A 15748-nucleotide genomic window follows, 5' to 3' on the forward strand; every position below is an offset into this window, starting at 1 on the left:
GCCACGGCACAGTGGGAGACGTGCTAGCTATCGTCGCGCCGGGTCAGGGCGCCCAGACCCCCGGATTCCTCTCATCATGGCTCGACGACCCTGAGTTCGCGTCGCTCATCGCGGACTACTCCGAGGCCTGCGGGCTGGACCTGGCGCACTTCGGCACGCAGGCCGACGCCGAGACCATCCGCGACACCGCCATCGCGCAGCCCCTGCTCGTCGGCGCGGGTCTCGCCGTCGCGGCGCGGCTCGGCGCCGAGGCCGACGTCGTCGCCGGCCACTCCGTCGGAGAGCTGGCAGCCCTCGCCCTCGCGGGCGTGGTGACCGCCACCGACGCCCTGACGCTCGTGCGTGAGCGCGGCCTCGCGATGGCCGACGCCTCGGCGCTGCGCCGCACCTCCATGACCGCCGTCATCGGCGGCGACCGGGACGAGGTGCTGGCGGCCATCGCCGGCGCCGGGCTCACGGCCGCGAACAACAACGGCTCGGGCCAGATCGTGGCCGCGGGCACCGTCGAGGAACTCGAGGCGCTGGCCGCCGAGCCGCCGCGACGCGCCCGGCTGATCCCGCTCAGCGTGGCGGGGGCCTTCCACACCGTGCACATGGCGCCCGCCGTCGACCGGCTCGCGGCCGCGGCGGCCCAGGTGCAGGTGAGCGACCCCGGCACGCGGCTGCTCAGCAACGCGGACGGCGCGGTCGTCGCCTCAGGGCGCGACGCTCTGGATCGCGTGATCGCCCAGGTGGCCAACCCTGTCCGGTGGGACCTCTGCATGGCGACCATGGCGGAGCTCGGCGTCACCGGCCTCCTCGAGCTGCCCCCGTCGGGTACCCTCACCGGCATCGCGAAGCGCAATCTCAAGGGCGTCGAGCTGTTCAGCCTCAACACCCCCGACCAGTTGGCGGACGCGGCCGAGTTCTGCCGCACCCACCGCCAGTCCGCCTAGATCCGAGTAGGTCACACATGCCCCTCCAGTCCTCCACGGGCGCGCAGTACGCCCGCGTCATGTCGGTCGGCGGCGCCCGCGGCAGCCGCGTCGTCACCAACGCCGAGATGTGCACGATGATCGACTCCTCCGACGAGTGGATCACGCAGCGCACCGGTATCAAGGAGCGGCGCTGGGTCGCCGAGGGCGAGGACGCCGAGACCCTCGGCGCCGAGGCCGGCCGGAAGGCCATCGAGCGGGCCGGGCTGCAGCCCGCCGACATCGACGCCGTGATCGTGTCCACGATCTCCCACTACCGCCAGACCCCGTCGCTGGCCGCCATCCTCGCCGAGGATCTCGGCATGGACTCACCCGCCGCGTTCGACCTGTCGGCGGCCTGCGCGGGATTCTCCTACGGCGTCGGCCTCGCCGAGTCCATGGTGCGCGCCGGATCGGCTACGCACGTCCTGGTGATCGGCGTCGAGGTCCTGTCGAAGTACACCGACATGTCGGACCGCTCGACGGCGTTCCTCTTCTCCGACGGCGCCGGCGCCGTGGTCGTCGGACCCAGCGAGACCCCGGCCATCGGCCCGACTGTGTGGGGCTCCAAGCCGGAGGATCACTCTGTCATCGAGGTCGACGACTGGCGCGATGTCGAGCCCGGCGCCGCGGGGCCGTTCATCCACATGGAGGGCCGCGAGGTCTTCAAGTGGGCCACCACCGCCATCGTCGAGAAGGCCGTCGAGACGCTCACGGCCTCGGGTCTGACGCCCGAGGAGCTCGACTGCTTCATCCCCCACCAGGCCAACAACCGGATCACGGATTCGATGTTGCGCCACCTCAAGCTGCCCGAGGACGTCGTGGTCGCCCGCGACATCGTCAACATGGGCAATTCGTCCGCGGCGTCGATCCCGCTGGCGATGGAGGCCCTGCTCGAATCCGGGCAGGCCAAGAGCGGTGACAGTGCACTGATCATCGGTTTCGGCGCGGGACTCGTGTTCGCGGGCCAGACCCTGATCCTGCCCTGATCGCACCACACCAGAAAGAAGGAGCCAGCATGGCCAGCACTGAAGAGATCCGCACCGACCTCGCCGAGATCGTCAACGACATCGCCGGCGTCGCCGTGGAGGACGTCCAGCTCGACAAGTCCTTCGTGGACGACCTCGGCGTCGACTCGCTGTCGATGGTCGAGATCATCTACGCCTGCGAGGACAAGTTCGGCGTGTCCATCCCCGACGAGGACGCCAAGAACCTCAAGACCGTGGGCGACGCGGTCGCCTACATCGAGCGCGCCGCCAACTGACGCGTCGGGGACGGCCCGCCGGGCCGTCCCCACCTTCCACCTTCCTGCCTGCTGACGAGGAGACCCATGTCCCAGACCGTCGTGATCACCGGCCTCGGCGCCACCACCCCCCTCGGCGGCGACGTCGAGAGCACCTGGGCCGGCCTGCTCGCCGGCCGCTCGGGCGTCGTGGCCCTCACCGAGGAGTGGGCCCAGGAGCTGCCCACCCGCATCGCGGCCAAGGCCGCCGTCGAGCCCACCGAGGTCATCGACCGGGTCGAGGCGCGCAAGCTCGACCGCTCCACGCAGCTCATGCAGGTCGCCGGCCTCGCAGCGTGGGCCGACGCCGGCTTCGGCCTGGGCGCCGACAACCCCGTCGACCCCGACCGCCTCGGCGTCGTGTGCGCCACCGGCATCGGCGGCCTCCACTCGCTGCTCAGCAACTGGGACGTCATGAAGGAGAAGGGCGTGCGGCGGGTGTCGCCGTTCACGATCCCCATGCTCATGGCGAACGCCCCCGCCGCGAACCTCGGCCTCAAGGTGCATGCCCGCGCCGGCGTCCACACCCCGGTGTCCGCCTGCGCCTCCTCGAACGAGGCCATCTCCCTCGGTCTCGACATGATCCGTCTCGGTCGCGCCGACGTCGTGCTCGTCGGCGGCGGCGAGGCGGTCATCCACCCGCTGCCCATCGGCGCCTTCGGCCAGATGCAAGCGCTGTCACGCCGCAACGACGAGCCCGAGCGCGCGTCGCGGCCGTGGGACGTCGACCGCGACGGCTTCGTCCTCGGCGAAGGTGCCGCGCTGATGGTGATCGAGACCCTCGAGTCGGCCAAGGCCCGCGGAGCCAAGATCTACGGGACGCTGGCCGGCGCCGGCATCACGGCCGACAGCCACGACCTCGTGCAGCCGGATCCCGACGGCTACGGCCAGTCGCAGGCCATGATCAAGGGCCTGCGCGAAGCCGGTCTCACCGCCCGCGACATCGTCCACATCAACGCCCACGGCACCTCGACGCCGCAGGGGGACGTGACGGAGGCCGGGTCGATCCGCACGGCGCTGGGCACCGATGTCGAGCACGTCGTCGTCACATCGACCAAGTCGATGACCGGGCACCTGCTCGGTGGCGCCGGAGCGCTGGAGACGGTCGCCACCGTGCTGGCCCTGCGCGAGCGCATGGTCCCGGGGACCATCAACGTCGACCGCATCGAGCCGGACCTCGGCATCGACGTGGCGACCAGCAACCGGCCGCTCCCCCAGGGCGACCTGGCCGCGGTCAACAACTCGTTCGGGTTCGGCGGCCACAACGTCGCGATCGTCGTCACCAACGAGAACATCACCGCCTGACGGGCGGCGCCCCGGTCACACCACCTGGTGCAACCAGCGGACCGGGGCGTCCTCGCCGGCGTGGCGGAACACCTCCAGCTCCTCGTCCCACGGCACCCCCAGGAGTCGTTCCAGCGCCTTGAGCACCGGCTCTCCGCCGAGCGCGTCGGTGGCCACCGCATGCTTGAGCCGGTCCTCCGGAACCAGGATGTCGCCGTGGACGCCGGTCACGGCGCTGAACGCCCCGAGGCCCGGCGTGTAGCAGAAGCGCTGGCCGTCGCTGGCCGCGGTGGGTTCCTCCGTCACCTCGAACCGGAGCCGGGACACCGCCGAGAGTGCGCTGGCGAGGGCCGCCCCGGTCCCGACGGGACCCGTCCACGACACCTCTGCCCGGCGCGTCCCGGGTTCAGCAGGCTGCGGGGTCCAGGGTAGGTCGGTGCGGCCGCCCAGGACTCCACCCACGGCCCATTCGATGTGCGGGCACAGCGCGGCCGACGCGGAGTGGACGAAGATCATCCCCCGCGCCGTGGGGCGGCTGGTCGTGTCGACACGAACAGTCATCTGGGTACCTCCTGGTTGGGCCGGATTGCCTTCCCCTGCGATCAGGCCCGCCCAGGTGTGCGCCCCATTGTGCCCACACGCGGGCGCGACACGCAATGCCCGGTTGTGCGGCCGCCTCCGGGCCGGTAGACAGGACCGCATGCGCGACCCCCTGCCGCTCGATGCCGTCCTGCACTATCCCGACGCCGTGTCCCAGGTCACGGCCACGTCCGCCGGTGTCCACTGGCTGGCGACCATCGCCGCGGAGGACGGCCGGGTGACCGTGCGCCGCCTGGCCGACGGCACCGTGACCGACCTCACCCCCGAGGCACAGGTTCGCTCGCGCGTCATGGAGTACGGCGGCGGCGCCTACGCCGTCGACGGCCATCTGCTGGCCCATTGCGACGATCGCACCCGGCGCGTCTGGCTGGTTGACGGCGATCGCCGGACGCCCCTGACGCCGGCCGACTCGCCCTTCGTCTACGGCGGCCTGGCCCTCAGCGCAGCCGACGGAGTTCTCCTGGCGGTGCGGGAGGACCACTCCGCGTCGCCGGAGCCGCGCACCGAGATCGTCGCGCTGTCGCTGTCGTCGGACAATCCCGACGGCGGCCGCGTCCTGGTCACGGGCGCCGACTTCTACGCCGGCCTCCGCCTCCGGGCCGGCCAGCTCGCGTGGTACCAGTGGAACCACCCCGACATGAGCTGGGACACCAGCGAGGTCTGGACCGCCCCGCTCGCCGATCCCGGCCTCGCGCGCGCCGTGTCGGCCCGCCCCGGCGTGTCGGCCCAGCGGCCCCTGTGGCTGGATGACGGCAGGCTCGCCCACACCACGGACGAGTCGGGGTTCTGGAACTGGCGCGTCGAGGACGGACCCGCGTGGCGCGTCCCGCACGACTGCGACGTCCCCACCTGGGTCCTCACGCCCCCGGTGGCCGCCGTCGTGGCGGGCGGCGCCATCGCCTCCGTGGAGTTCGACGGCGGCATCGGGTCGCTGGCCGTGTGGGACTCCCGCACCGGCGCCGTCACCCACCCGCTCCCGGGGACGACGTCGATCGAGTCGGTCGCGGCACACGATGGCGTCCTCTACGCCGTCGCGGAGTGGCCGGACCGGCCCGCGACCCTGGTGGGGCTCCACCCCGACGGAACGCACCGCATCCTGGCCGGTGGCGGGTCCGGCCGGGTCGTCGCCGCCCCGCAGGCGGTCTGGGCGGACGGACCGGCCGGCCCGGTGCACGCATGGCTCTACCTGCCCGGCACGCCCTGTCCCCCGCTGATCGTGCTGACGCACGGGGGACCCACGTCGATGACGACGGCGTCCTACGATCCGGGCATCCAGTTCTGGGTCTCGCGCGGATTCGCGGTGGTCGACGTCAACTACTCGGGGTCCACCGGCTTCGGACGCGCCTACCGTGACCGGCTGCGCGGCGCCTGGGGCGAGCTCGACGTCGCCGACGCCGCCGCGGTGGTCGGCGTCCTGGCGTCGGACGGGACCGTCGACGCCCATCGGGTCGCGATCACCGGCGGCAGCGCCGGCGGGTACACCACCTTGAAGTCACTCGTGTCGACCGACGTCTATGCCGCCGGCATCAGCCGCTACGGCATCGGCTACCTGCCGACCCTCGCCACGGACACGCACAAGGCAGAGTCGCGCTATTTGGACTCGCTCATCGCTCCCTGGCCGGCCGGGCGCGAGGTGTACGAGGCCCGCTCGCCCATCAACCATCTGGACCGGCTCCGCACCCCGATGTTGATCCTGCAGGGCACCGACGACAAGGTGGTGCCCCCGGACCAGGCCGAGCGCATGGCGGAGGCCGTCCGCGCCGCGGGGCTCCCGGTGGCGCTGGTCATGTTCGACGGTGAGGGTCACGGGTTCCGCTCGATGTCGGCTCGGCGCGCCGCGCTGGAGTCGCAGGTGTCGTTCCTGGAGCAGGTGTTCGCGATGGCCCCCAGCCCTGACGTGCCGCGGCTCGCGATCGAGAACCTCTCCTAGTACTCGCGGGGGCCGAACACCGCGGTCCCCAGCCGGACCGTCGTGGCGCCGTGCGCGATGGCGATGCGGTAGTCCCCTGACATGCCCATGCTCAGCTCGTCCCAGCCGCCCCCGTCGGCGTCACGCAGCGCGTCCCGCAGCCCCGCGAGGGTCCGGAAGCAGGCCGCCACCGCATCGCGGTCCGGGCTGTTGACCGCCATGGTCATGAGGCCGCGGGCCTCGAGCAGGTCGTAGGGCCTGAGTGCGGCGGCGAACGCGGCCGCCTCGTCGGGCCGGACGCCGGACTTGGCCTCCTCGGCGGAGGTGTTGACCTGGATCAGGACCGGGAGGCGGCGCCCCGTTCCCTCCAGACGACGCTGGAGCGCCTCGGCCAGGCGGATGCTGTCCAGGGAGTGCAGTTCTGCTGCTATCTCCGCGACCTGGCGGGCCTTGTTCGTCTGGACGTGACCGATGACGGCGAACCCGATCCCCTCCCCGTGCAGGGCCGCGTGCTTGGCGGCCATCTCCTGCACCTTGTTCTCCCCGAAGAGGATGTATCCGGCGGCGCGCGCCTCTCGGATGCTGTCGACCGTGTGGTACTTCGACACCGGCAGCAGCCGGACCTCGGCGGGGTCGCGGCCGGCCTCGCGACAGGCCTCGTCGATGTCGGCCCGGACGGCGGCCAGGCGCTCAGCGATGCTCGCCACGCCTCACCTCCCGATCGTCAGGGTCCCCACGGTCCATTCAAGCACCGGCCGGGCGGGGACAGGCAATCGGGTGGGCCGTTGGCCTCCCCCCATGCAGGCCAACGACCCACCCGGACCCGGATGAGTGAGCTGACCCCCACGGTAGTGGCCGTACGTGGCAGTGGCTAGCGCTGATCCATTTCTGTACCGAACCCGTACGACCCGGTACGCCCGATCAGGGCCAGCGGGCGCCGAGCGAGATGACGCCGAGCGCGGCGAGGGCGGCGAAGATGATGGCAAGCCCCGCGTAGCGGTCGGTCACCTCGGCCGGCACCCGCTCCGTCCCGACCGAGCGCCGGATGGCTTCGTACACCTCGCGCAGCTGGCCGCTGTTCTCCGCCGCGTACTTCTTGCCCCCCGAGAGTCGGGCGATCTCGGACAGCTCGTAGTGGTCGACGGCGACCCGCTGGCGTTGCCCGTCCTGCTCGACGTAGCCGTTGTCGGTGCCGTACGCGATGGTGTAGACGGGCACCTCCTGGCTCGCCGCCAGTTCGGCCGCGCCGGCCGAGCTCCGGCCGATGTTGGTCGCGCCGTCGGACAGAAGGACGACGGCGGCGGGGGCGACGGCCTCCGGGTCGTCCGGGTCCGGGGCCACCAGCGTCAGCGCCTTGAGGCTGGTGTACACGCCCTCACCGACCGCCGTCGAGGGGGCGAGCTGGACGGCGTCGATGGCCCGGGCGACGGCCCCACGGTCGATGGTCGGGGGCACCGCGATGTCCGGCGTGCCCGCGAACGTCACCAGCGCCACGTTGAACCGCTCGGGCAGTGAGTCGATGAAGGCCTTGGCGCCGGCCTGGGCGGCTGCGAGCCGGTTGGGTTCGACGTCCTCGGCCTCCATGGACCAGGAGACGTCGAGCGCGACGACGATGGTGGCCCGGTCGCGCGGCTGATCGACGTAGTCCTTCGGCACCGCCCACGCGATGATGAGCGAGCCGAGGCTCAGGAGCGCGAGCAGGACGGCGCCGTGCCGCTTCCACGCGGCGTCACGGGGCAGGACGACCCGCAGGCGGCTGCTCATGGGTCGCTGGACGCGGCGCCCGGCGAGCAGGACGTACAGGACCGCGATGAGCGGGATGATGGCCAGCGCCCACAGCCGCTCGGGCCGCATGAACTCCAGCATGAGGGGCGTCATCGCGGCCACCTCGCGGCCATCATGACGGCCCCCAGAGCGGCGACGATGGCGAACCCCAGGGCGGCGAACGCGTACTGCGCCGTGATGGGCTTCTTGACGTCCTCATAGCCGACCACGGAGCCGATCTGTCGATACGCCGTCGCGAGGGACTCGGCGTCGTCGGCGTCGACCGAGCGTCCGCCGGTCTCGACAGCGATCCGCTCGAGCGTCGCGGTGTCGGGAGCGACGTTCTCGCGCTGGCCGTCGATGTCGACGAAACCGTTCTGGGTGCCGTAGGCGATCGTGAACACCGGGATGTCGCGGCCCTTGGCGCGGCTCACCGCCTGGTCCGGGGCCGCGCCCTCGGTGGAGGCGCCGTCGGAGAGCAGGACGACCATGGCCGGCGCCGGCTCCTCGTCGTCCTCTCCGGGAGGCGCCTGGTCCACCGCGCGCAAGGCGGCGTCGATGGAGTCGCCGATGGCCGTGCCGTCGGCGAGTTCCAGGGCAGCGATGGCGCGCTGCGTGACGCCCCGGTCGGTGGTCGGGGGGACGACGATCGAGGGGCGGCCGGACAGGGCGACCACGGCCACGTTGAAGCTGTCGGGGAGGTTCTCGACGAAGGTGCCGGCGGCGGCCTTCGCCGCCTCGAGCCGGGAGGGCTCGACGTCCTCGGCCGACATGGACAGCGAGGTGTCGACCACGAGGACGACGGTCGCACGCTCACGCGGCTGACGCTCGGTGCCGAGCGGGTTCGCGTAGGCCAGGCCCAACGCCACCAGAGACGCCAGCGACATCGCCACCGCGAGATGCCGGGTCCAGCGGCGCTGCGCACCCACGACGCGGTTGAGGACCCCGGTGTTGGTGAACCGCAACGCGACGCGGCCCTTGAGCCGCAGCAGCACGAGGTAGACGATGACGAGCACGGGCAGCAGGAGCAGGGTCCACAGCCGCTCCGGGTTCTCGAACTCCGGGATCACTTGCTCACCCCCTGGGGGGGCTGGTGCAGCATGCCCGCGATGCGCCGGTAGTTGAGGACGAACCGGGCGATGTCTGCCACCCAGTCCCGGTCCGTGCGGAGCTGGATGTGTCCGGCGCCGGCGCGCCGCAACGCGACGCGCACCCGCTCGCGCTGAGCCCGGGTGGCGGCGTCCATGCGGCGCCGGGCGGCGTCGTCGGAGGTGTTGACGTAGCGCGCGAACGAGGTCTCGGGGTCGTGGATGAGCATCTCGCCGACGTCGGGCAGCTCCAGTTCGTGTCGGTCGACGACCTCGACGCAGAGGACCTGGTTACGCACGGCCAGCCGACGCACCGCCTTCTCCCACGGCGGCGGGACCTCAGGATCCAGCTCCGAGTCGCCCGGCGTGAGGAAGTCCGAGACGATGACCCGCATGCCCCGACGCCGCTGGGACCGGGTCATGTGTTCGATGCCGTCGGCGAGTTCGAGGTCACCTGGGGCGTGGTCCGGCACGATCGGCTCGACGAGCATCTTGCGCAGCAGACCGTAGAGCGCTGTGCGGCCTGAACGGGCGGGCAGGCGCTTGACCTGGTCGGGAAGCATCATCATGCCTCCGAAACGGTCGCCCATCCGCTGGCTGAGGAAGCCGATGGTGGCGATCGCCGCGATCCCCAGGTCGCGCTTGGTGACGCCCTCGGTTCCCCAGTTCATCGACGGGGTCACGTCGAGCAAAGCCCAGACCTCCAGCTCCCGGTCGGCCATGGTGTCGCGGACGTGCGGGACGGTCGTACGGGCCGTGACGGCCCAGTCGATCTTGCGGACGTCGTCCTGGCCCGGCTGATAGACGCGCGCGTCGTTGGTGTCGGAGCCGGCACCCGGCAGCAGCCCCAGGTGGTCACCGTGGAGGAAGCCCTCCAGCCGGCGCACGATCGTCAGTTCGAGCCGGCGCAGGGCCGCCTCGGGGGCGAGCCGCGCCAGTGGGATCGTCGGCCCGGTGGGCGGCCTGAGGACCGACCACTCGGCGCCGCTCTCGTCGGGTCGGGCCACGGGGCGGTCCCTCAGCTGCGCCCGGGCTGGTGGGCATGGCTCTGGTGCGCCGCCTCGCGCTGCTGCTCGTTCCACACGGGTGTGGGTGCCGGAACCATGGCGACGATGCGGTCGACGACGTCGGTGGGGTTGATGTTGTCCGCCACGGCGTCGAAGGCCAGCACGATGCGGTGCGCCATGACGTCGCGGGCGACGGCCTGCACGTCGGTGGGGAGCACGTAGTCGCGGCCGTTGATGAGCGCCAGCGCCCGCGAGGCGGCCACGAGGCCCAGGGTCGCGCGCGGCGAGCAGCCGATCTGGATGACGCCGGTGAGGTCCGGCATGCCGAAATCGGCGGGGGTCCGGGAGGCGAGTACCAGCCGCACGATGTACTCGGCCACCAGGTTGTGGACGAACACGTTGGAAGCCATGTCCTGCAGATGGCGCACCGACGCCGGGTCCAGGACCCGGTTCGCCTCCGGCGGGCTGACGCTCATGCGGCGCAGGATCTCCAGCTCCTCGTTGCCGCGCGGGTAGGGCACGTCCACCTTGAGGAGGAAGCGGTCCCGCTGGGCCTCGGGCAGCGGGTAGACGCCCTCCGACTCGATGGGGTTCTGGGTGGCGATGACGATGAAGGGCTTCGGCGCGGGGTAGGTGCGGCCGCCGATGGACACCTGCTTCTCGGCCATCAGCTCGAGCATCGCGGACTGCACCTTGGCGGGAGCTCTGTTGATCTCGTCGGCCAGGACGAAGTTGACGAACACGGGGCCGAGCTCGATCTCGAAGCTCTCCGTCCGCGCGGAATAGATGCGCGTGCCGACGATGTCCGAGGGCACGAGGTCCGGGGTGAACTGCACCCGCGCAAAGTCGCCGCCGACGACGGTCGCGAACGACCGGACGGCCAGGGTCTTCGCGACGCCGGGCACGCCCTCGAGCAGGCAGTGGCCCTTCGCCAGCAGCGCCACCATCAGCTGCTGCACCATGTGCTCCTGGCCGACGATGACCCGCTGCACCTGGCTGATCGCGTCGCCCAGCAGGCGTGCGGCCCCGGCGACGTCGCGCGGCAGATCGGTCTCGTCGATCGACGGTGTGCTCACGCGGTGACTCCTTCTGGTTCGGTCGTGACCCGCGCCCAACGATAGCGCCCGGAGGAAGCGCTCCCGCGGGCCCGAGCGCGCCGACCGGACACGCGCCCGCCCGGTGACGCGTGGTTTGATGGTACCGATGAGCACCCACGACGACGCCGGCCGCGACCCGGCCCCGATGGCCGGTCACCATCCGCTCCGCGACGACGACCCGGCGCGGGTCGGAGACTTCTGGCTCGACTCGCGCCTCACCGCGACCCCGGCCGGCACGGCGTTCGCGGCGCACGAGGAGCGCGGAGACGCGGTCCTTCTCATCCTGCTGTCCGAGGGCGCGGCCGCCGACCCCGCGGCACGCGCGCGTTTCGCCGGCGAGGTCAACGCCATGCACATCGACACCGTGGTCGCCCGCGGCGGGCAGGACCAGGACGACGGCCGCATGGCAGTGCGATTCCGCGGGGAGGCCGAGGACCCGGCCCTCGCGGACCACGGTCCGCTCGCCCCCTGGGCGGCGCTGGCCTTCGACGGCTCGCTGGCCGCCGTTCTGGAGGCCGACCGCGTGTTGCGGGCGGTCGACCTGTCGATGAGCCCGCCGCTCAGCGAGCCGTCCGGGCCCGACTACCGGCTGCACTGGATCGACCGCACGGGCACCGGACCGACCCGTGCGTGGCCGCTCCCCTGGCCCGGCCGCACGGACCGCGCCGGGTGGATCACGATGCTGGTGTCGTTCCTGCTCATGGCGCTGATCACCGCCGTCGCGATCCTGCTGGCGATCCTCGCGTTCCAGAACCAGCCGCCCGTCAACGCGCCCCAGCCGATCCCCTCGATGGGCGAGGGCAGCGGCTCCGGCTCGCCGTCCGGCTCGCAGACGGGCTCGCAGTCGGGTGAGCCTCAGTCGCCGTCGGGCACCCCGTCCCCCGGCAGCGACCCGGGCCCCTACTCGGACAGCCCGTCGATGAACCAGCCCAGCGGCGACCAGTCCGGTCCCGGCGCCCCGACGGTCAACCCTCGGCTCTGACCGGCCCAGCCGGCCGCGCTATGCTGGCGGCCCGTCACGGGGCGATAGCACAGCCGGTTAGTGCAGCGGACTCATAATCCGCGGGTCGCGGGTTCGAGCCCCGCTCGCCCCACTCAGGCGCCGACGCGCGACGCCACCTCCGACAACCACGCGGCCACCCCCGCCGGCCCGTCGGCCAGGACGTCGGCCCGGTCGCCGAGCGCCGGGAGCTCCGCCGAGCCGCTGACGACGCGGCAGGTGGCCAGGCCGGCCGCCGCGAGGTCGTCCAGGAGATCGAACGCGGGCAGGTCGCCCAGATCGTCGCCGCACATCGCCACGACAAGCGCACCGGTCTCCTCGACGATGTCCCTGAGCGCCTCGCCCTTGGTGACCGTCGACGCGCGCAGCTCGAGGATGAATTTTCCGGGCTCCAGGACCAGGCCGTTGGCGGCAGCGATGCGCGCGACGTGCGGCTTCAGCTCGGCGAAAGCGGCCGCCGGATCCGGGCAGCGCCGGGTGTGCACCCCGACCGCCCGGCCCTTGTGCTCCAGGTGCACCCCGGGCGGGCCGACCTCGTCGAGCAGCCGCTCCAGCTCGACGGTGGCCACAGCGACGCTCTGCGGGGTCTCGGGCGGGGTGGCGACGCCAGTCGCCGCATCCCATCGCTCTGCTCCGTACTGGCCCAGGACCACCAAGCGGTCCAGGCCAGGCCTCTCCGCCAGCCGGCCGAGCCGCACCACCGTCTCGACCGGGCGGCCCGTGATGACGACGAGATGGCCCACTCGATGGCCCAACTCCGTGAGCGCGGTCGCGGCCGCGGGATGCAGCGCGGAGAGGTCCGGATCGTCGACGATCGGGGCCAGGGTGCCGTCGAAATCCATGGCGACAAGGACCCGGTCCGGGGCCGCCGCCGCGGCGTCGAAGAACTCGTGGGCTGCGTCTGAGATGGCTCGCCAAGAAGTCATGCCCACACTCTGCCACGGCGGATCGTCCCGGCCAGTCGCTAGGGTGTAGAGCAGGAGGAACCAATGTCGCAACTCGCCAGCTTCGTCGTCGTCGCCAATCGCCTGCCCGTGGACCGCGTCACCGCATCCGATGGGAGCGTGGACTGGCGGACCTCACCCGGAGGCCTGGTCACGGCGCTGGAACCCGTGATGCGCCAGCGCGGCGGGGCCTGGATCGGGTGGCACGGGGCCGCGGACGAGCAGGTCGCCCCGTTCGAGCACGACGGCTATTCGGTGGTGCCCGTCCCCCTGAGCGCCGCCGAGTACGAGGAGTATTACGAGGGCTTCTCCAACGCCACCCTCTGGCCCCTCTACCACGACACCGTCGCGTTCCCCGAGTTCCATCGGGAGTGGTGGGACGCCTACGTGACCGTCAACCGTCGGTTCGCGGAAGCGGCGGCGGAGGCGGCCGACGAGGGCGCCACGGTCTGGGTGCAGGACTACCAGTTGCAGCTGGTGCCACAGATGCTGCGGGAGCTGCGGCCCGACCTCAGGGTCGGCTTCTTCCTGCACATCCCCTTCCCCCCCATCGAGCTGTTCCTGCAGCTGCCGTGGCGCACGGAGATCCTCGAAGGGCTTCTCGGCGCGGACCTCGTGGGTTTCCAGGTCCCGGGCGGCGCCGCGAACTTCCTGCGCCTCGTGCGGCGGCAGACCGGCCTGAAGGTCGAGCGGGACCGTGTGCAGGTCACCGACTCCCATGCCAGCGTGTCGCGCGCCTACCCCATCTCCATCGACACGCAGGGTTTCGCGGACCTGGCGAACACCCCCGAGGTCATCGCCGAGTCCGAGGCGTTGCTGGAGGAATTGGGCCACCCCAAGCGCATCTTCCTGGGGGTCGACCGTCTCGACTACACCAAGGGGCTGCGGCAGCGCATCCGGGCCATGGGAGAGCTGTTCGAGGAGGGCAAGCTCAACCCGGCGGAGGACGTGTTCCTCCAGGTGGCCACGCCCTCGCGGGAACGGGTCGAGGAGTACAAGCGCCTGCGCGACGACATCGATCTGCTGGTGGGACGCATCAATTCCGAGGTGGGGGGCATCGGCCGGCCCGCGATCGTCTACCGGCACGCCGGGTTCCCCCGCCAGACGATGGCGGCGATGTACCGCATCGCCGACGTCATGGTGGTGACGCCCCTGCGCGACGGGATGAACCTCGTCGCGAAGGAATACGTGGCCTGCCATCCGAACACCGGCGGAGCCCTCGTGCTCAGCGAGTTCGCCGGTGCCGCCCTGGAACTGAAGCAGGCCTATCTGGTCAACCCCTACGACCTCAACGGCATGAAGGCGGTCCTCATGCAGGCCGCCACCGATCCCCTGAAGGCGCGGGAGCGGCGCATGCGGGCGCTGAAGAAGCAGGTCAAGGCCAACACCATCGACCACTGGGCGGACGCGTTCCTCGGGGACTTAGCCGGGCTGGACTGATCGGGGGTCAAGCCGGCGTAGTGCCGGCGTCGACGCCGCCCCGTGCACCACGACCGACAGCAGGATCGTGAAGGCGACCGCCGACCAGAGCCACTGCTCGTCCGGGAGGGCGACCAAGCCACCGGCGTAGGCCAGGTAGTAGAGGGATCCGACGCCACGGACCCCGAAGAACGCCGCGACGAGCCGCTCGGCCGGCTGTAGCCCTCCCGGCCGCTCCGGGTCCCGGGCCGCCACGCTGAGCGACACCCACGCGGCGAGCGGCCTGATGACGAAGACCAGGGCGAACGCGAGTACGACGGCGCGCCAGTCCACGCCGCCGAGCAGGGTGCGGGTCAGCGCCATGCCTAGGAAGAGCAGGATGACGAGGATCAGCAGCCGTTCCAGATAGCCGACCACCTGATGCATGGCCCGATGGTGGTCGTGGTGGCGCTCGACGCTGCGTAAAGCCAGGCCGCAGGCGAACACGCCGAGGAATCCGTACCCGCCGGCGACCTCCGTCGCCCCGTAGGACAGCACCAGGGCGGCGACGGCCAGCAGCGGCTCACCGCGCTCCGCGATCCGCAGGCGGTGGTCCGCGGCCCGGAAGGCGAGCCGCCCGAGGCCCCAGCCGACGAGCGCGCCGACCAGGACCCCGAGCAAGATCTTGCCGACCAGTTCCCAGGCGAGCCAGCCGGCTCCCCACTCGGAGACCGACCCGCGGGATGCCAGGAACACGGCGGCGTAGACGAACGGAAACGCGAGGCCGTCGTTGAGGCCCGCCTCGGAGGTCAGCGCGAACCTCACCTCGTTGCGCTCGTCGGGCTCCGCCTCCTCCGCCGAGCCGCCCGTGCTCGGGCCGTCGACCTGCACGTCGCCGGCGAGCACCGGATCGGTGGGAGCCAGGCAGGCACCCAGCAGGAGGGCCGCCGGGGCGGCCACCCCCAGGACGGTCCATCCCAGGACGAAGATGGCGGCGATCGTCAGGGGCATCGCGACGAGCAGCAGCCGCCACGTCGGGGACCACGAGCGCCAGGTGTCTCTGCTCAGCGGCCGATCCAACGCGAGGCCCACGCCCATGAGCGCGACGAGGACGGCGACCTCGGTGACGTGCTCGACGACCTTCCGACCCGCGACAGGGTCGAGGGACCATCCGTCCGGCATCGGCAGCAGCCCGATGAGCATGCCGAGGAGCAGGAGCACCATGGGTGCGGACAGCGCGATCGACCGAACCAGCACCGGAGCCAGGACGGCGACGAACAACGCCAGCCCGGCTACCAGCCACACCGCATCGGCGCTCATGTCCGTGACTCCTCTGCCCTCACTCACGCAGTATGCCGTGCCGGGCCGGGCCGGAAGTGTTTCGGCGGTCGGAGACGGCCCCCGTGGGGGCGGGGAAGGGCG

Annotated in this window: 15 protein-coding genes and 1 tRNA gene; 8 read left to right on the forward strand and 8 right to left on the reverse strand. The window is 71.8% G+C overall.

The window, feature by feature from the left end:
* Positions 1 to 20: 20 nt before the first annotated feature.
* The 4 genes from BCR15_RS10200 to BCR15_RS10215 all read left to right on the forward strand — a co-directional run bounded on the left by BCR15_RS10200 (position 21) and on the right by BCR15_RS10215 (position 3540).
* Entirely contained in the window at positions 21 to 935 is a 915-nt protein-coding gene (locus tag BCR15_RS10200) for an ACP S-malonyltransferase (protein WP_068752093.1), read from the forward strand.
* A gap of 17 nt (positions 936 to 952) precedes the next feature.
* Entirely contained in the window at positions 953 to 1942 is a 990-nt protein-coding gene (locus tag BCR15_RS10205; RefSeq protein ID WP_068752094.1) for a beta-ketoacyl-ACP synthase III, read from the forward strand.
* Between the two features lie 29 nt (positions 1943 to 1971).
* A complete protein-coding gene (locus BCR15_RS10210; RefSeq protein ID WP_068752095.1) occupies positions 1972 to 2217 on the forward strand; it encodes an acyl carrier protein in 246 nt (81 codons plus the stop codon).
* A gap of 66 nt (positions 2218 to 2283) precedes the next feature.
* Positions 2284 to 3540, forward strand: a complete 1257-nt coding sequence (locus BCR15_RS10215; RefSeq protein WP_068752096.1) for a beta-ketoacyl-[acyl-carrier-protein] synthase family protein — start codon at positions 2284 to 2286, stop codon at positions 3538 to 3540.
* A gap of 15 nt (positions 3541 to 3555) precedes the next feature.
* Here the strand turns inward: BCR15_RS10215 and BCR15_RS10220 are convergent, their stop codons facing one another.
* On the reverse strand, positions 3556 to 4080 hold the full coding sequence (locus tag BCR15_RS10220) for a DUF3145 domain-containing protein (protein WP_068752097.1): 525 nt from the start codon (positions 4078 to 4080) through the stop codon (positions 3556 to 3558).
* Between the two features lie 139 nt (positions 4081 to 4219).
* On the opposite strand from BCR15_RS10220, the gene BCR15_RS10225 reads away from it, so the two are divergent.
* Positions 4220 to 6049, forward strand: a complete 1830-nt coding sequence (locus BCR15_RS10225; protein WP_068752098.1) for an alpha/beta hydrolase family protein — start codon at positions 4220 to 4222, stop codon at positions 6047 to 6049.
* Here the strand turns inward: BCR15_RS10225 and BCR15_RS10230 are convergent.
* The 5 genes from BCR15_RS10230 to BCR15_RS10250 all read right to left on the reverse strand — a co-directional run bounded on the left by BCR15_RS10230 (position 6046) and on the right by BCR15_RS10250 (position 10963).
* Entirely contained in the window at positions 6046 to 6735 is a 690-nt protein-coding gene (locus BCR15_RS10230; protein WP_068752099.1) for a YggS family pyridoxal phosphate-dependent enzyme, read from the reverse strand. The two genes, BCR15_RS10225 and BCR15_RS10230, sit on opposite strands and share 4 nt — an antisense overlap.
* Before the next feature lie 214 nt (positions 6736 to 6949).
* Entirely contained in the window at positions 6950 to 7915 is a 966-nt protein-coding gene (locus tag BCR15_RS10235; RefSeq protein WP_068752100.1) for a VWA domain-containing protein, read from the reverse strand.
* Complete coding sequence (locus BCR15_RS10240) at positions 7903 to 8862, reverse strand: VWA domain-containing protein (protein ID WP_068752101.1); 960 nt, start codon at positions 8860 to 8862, stop codon at positions 7903 to 7905. Before BCR15_RS10240 ends, BCR15_RS10235 begins: the two co-directional genes overlap by 13 nt.
* Positions 8859 to 9887, reverse strand: coding sequence for a DUF58 domain-containing protein (locus BCR15_RS10245; protein ID WP_176715225.1), 1029 nt, complete (start codon positions 9885 to 9887; stop codon positions 8859 to 8861). Before BCR15_RS10245 ends, BCR15_RS10240 begins: the two co-directional genes overlap by 4 nt.
* A gap of 11 nt (positions 9888 to 9898) precedes the next feature.
* On the reverse strand, positions 9899 to 10963 hold the full coding sequence (locus BCR15_RS10250; protein WP_068752102.1) for an AAA family ATPase: 1065 nt from the start codon (positions 10961 to 10963) through the stop codon (positions 9899 to 9901).
* 127 nt (positions 10964 to 11090) lie between these two features.
* Between BCR15_RS10250 and BCR15_RS10255 the strand changes: the two genes are divergently transcribed.
* Both BCR15_RS10255 and BCR15_RS10260 read left to right on the forward strand, forming a co-directional pair.
* Positions 11091 to 11966, forward strand: a complete 876-nt coding sequence (locus tag BCR15_RS10255) for a hypothetical protein (protein WP_068752103.1) — start codon at positions 11091 to 11093, stop codon at positions 11964 to 11966.
* A 38-nt stretch (positions 11967 to 12004) separates the two neighbouring features.
* Positions 12005 to 12078 (forward strand) — tRNA-Ile (locus BCR15_RS10260).
* 1 nt (position 12079) lies between these two features.
* Here BCR15_RS10260 and otsB read toward each other — a convergent pair.
* A complete protein-coding gene (otsB, locus tag BCR15_RS10265) occupies positions 12080 to 12910 on the reverse strand; it encodes a trehalose-phosphatase (RefSeq protein WP_068752104.1) in 831 nt (276 codons plus the stop codon).
* Positions 12911 to 12973: 63 nt separating this feature from the next.
* Between otsB and BCR15_RS10270 the strand changes: the two genes are divergently transcribed.
* A complete protein-coding gene (locus BCR15_RS10270; protein WP_068752105.1) occupies positions 12974 to 14368 on the forward strand; it encodes an alpha,alpha-trehalose-phosphate synthase (UDP-forming) in 1395 nt (464 codons plus the stop codon).
* Here the strand turns inward: BCR15_RS10270 and BCR15_RS10275 are convergent.
* The gene (locus tag BCR15_RS10275; RefSeq protein ID WP_068752106.1) at positions 14351 to 15646 is read right to left on the reverse strand and encodes a cation:proton antiporter; all 1296 of its coding nucleotides are present in this window, start codon (positions 15644 to 15646) and stop codon (positions 14351 to 14353) included. The genes BCR15_RS10270 and BCR15_RS10275 overlap by 18 nt on opposite strands.
* Positions 15647 to 15748 lie beyond the last annotated feature (102 nt).

The organism is Tessaracoccus lapidicaptus (genome assembly GCF_001693815.1).
GTDB lineage: Bacteria > Actinomycetota > Actinomycetes > Propionibacteriales > Propionibacteriaceae > Arachnia > Arachnia lapidicapta.

Bases quoted from the DNA above. Each gene is read 5' to 3' on its own strand.
- BCR15_RS10210 (WP_068752095.1), top strand. From the start codon at position 1,972: ATGGCCAGCACTGAAGAGATCCGCACCGACCTCGCCGAGATCGTCAAC.
- otsB (WP_068752104.1), bottom strand. From the start codon at position 12,910: ATGACTTCTTGGCGAGCCATCTCAGACGCAGCCCACGAGTTCTTCGAC.
- BCR15_RS10225 (WP_068752098.1), top strand. From the start codon at position 4,220: ATGCGCGACCCCCTGCCGCTCGATGCCGTCCTGCACTATCCCGACGCC.
- BCR15_RS10255 (WP_068752103.1), top strand. From the start codon at position 11,091: ATGAGCACCCACGACGACGCCGGCCGCGACCCGGCCCCGATGGCCGGT.
- BCR15_RS10215 (WP_068752096.1), top strand. From the start codon at position 2,284: ATGTCCCAGACCGTCGTGATCACCGGCCTCGGCGCCACCACCCCCCTC.
- BCR15_RS10275 (WP_068752106.1), bottom strand. From the start codon at position 15,646: ATGAGCGCCGATGCGGTGTGGCTGGTAGCCGGGCTGGCGTTGTTCGTC.
- BCR15_RS10205 (WP_068752094.1), top strand. From the start codon at position 953: ATGCCCCTCCAGTCCTCCACGGGCGCGCAGTACGCCCGCGTCATGTCG.
- BCR15_RS10220 (WP_068752097.1), bottom strand. From the start codon at position 4,080: ATGACTGTTCGTGTCGACACGACCAGCCGCCCCACGGCGCGGGGGATG.
- BCR15_RS10270 (WP_068752105.1), top strand. From the start codon at position 12,974: ATGTCGCAACTCGCCAGCTTCGTCGTCGTCGCCAATCGCCTGCCCGTG.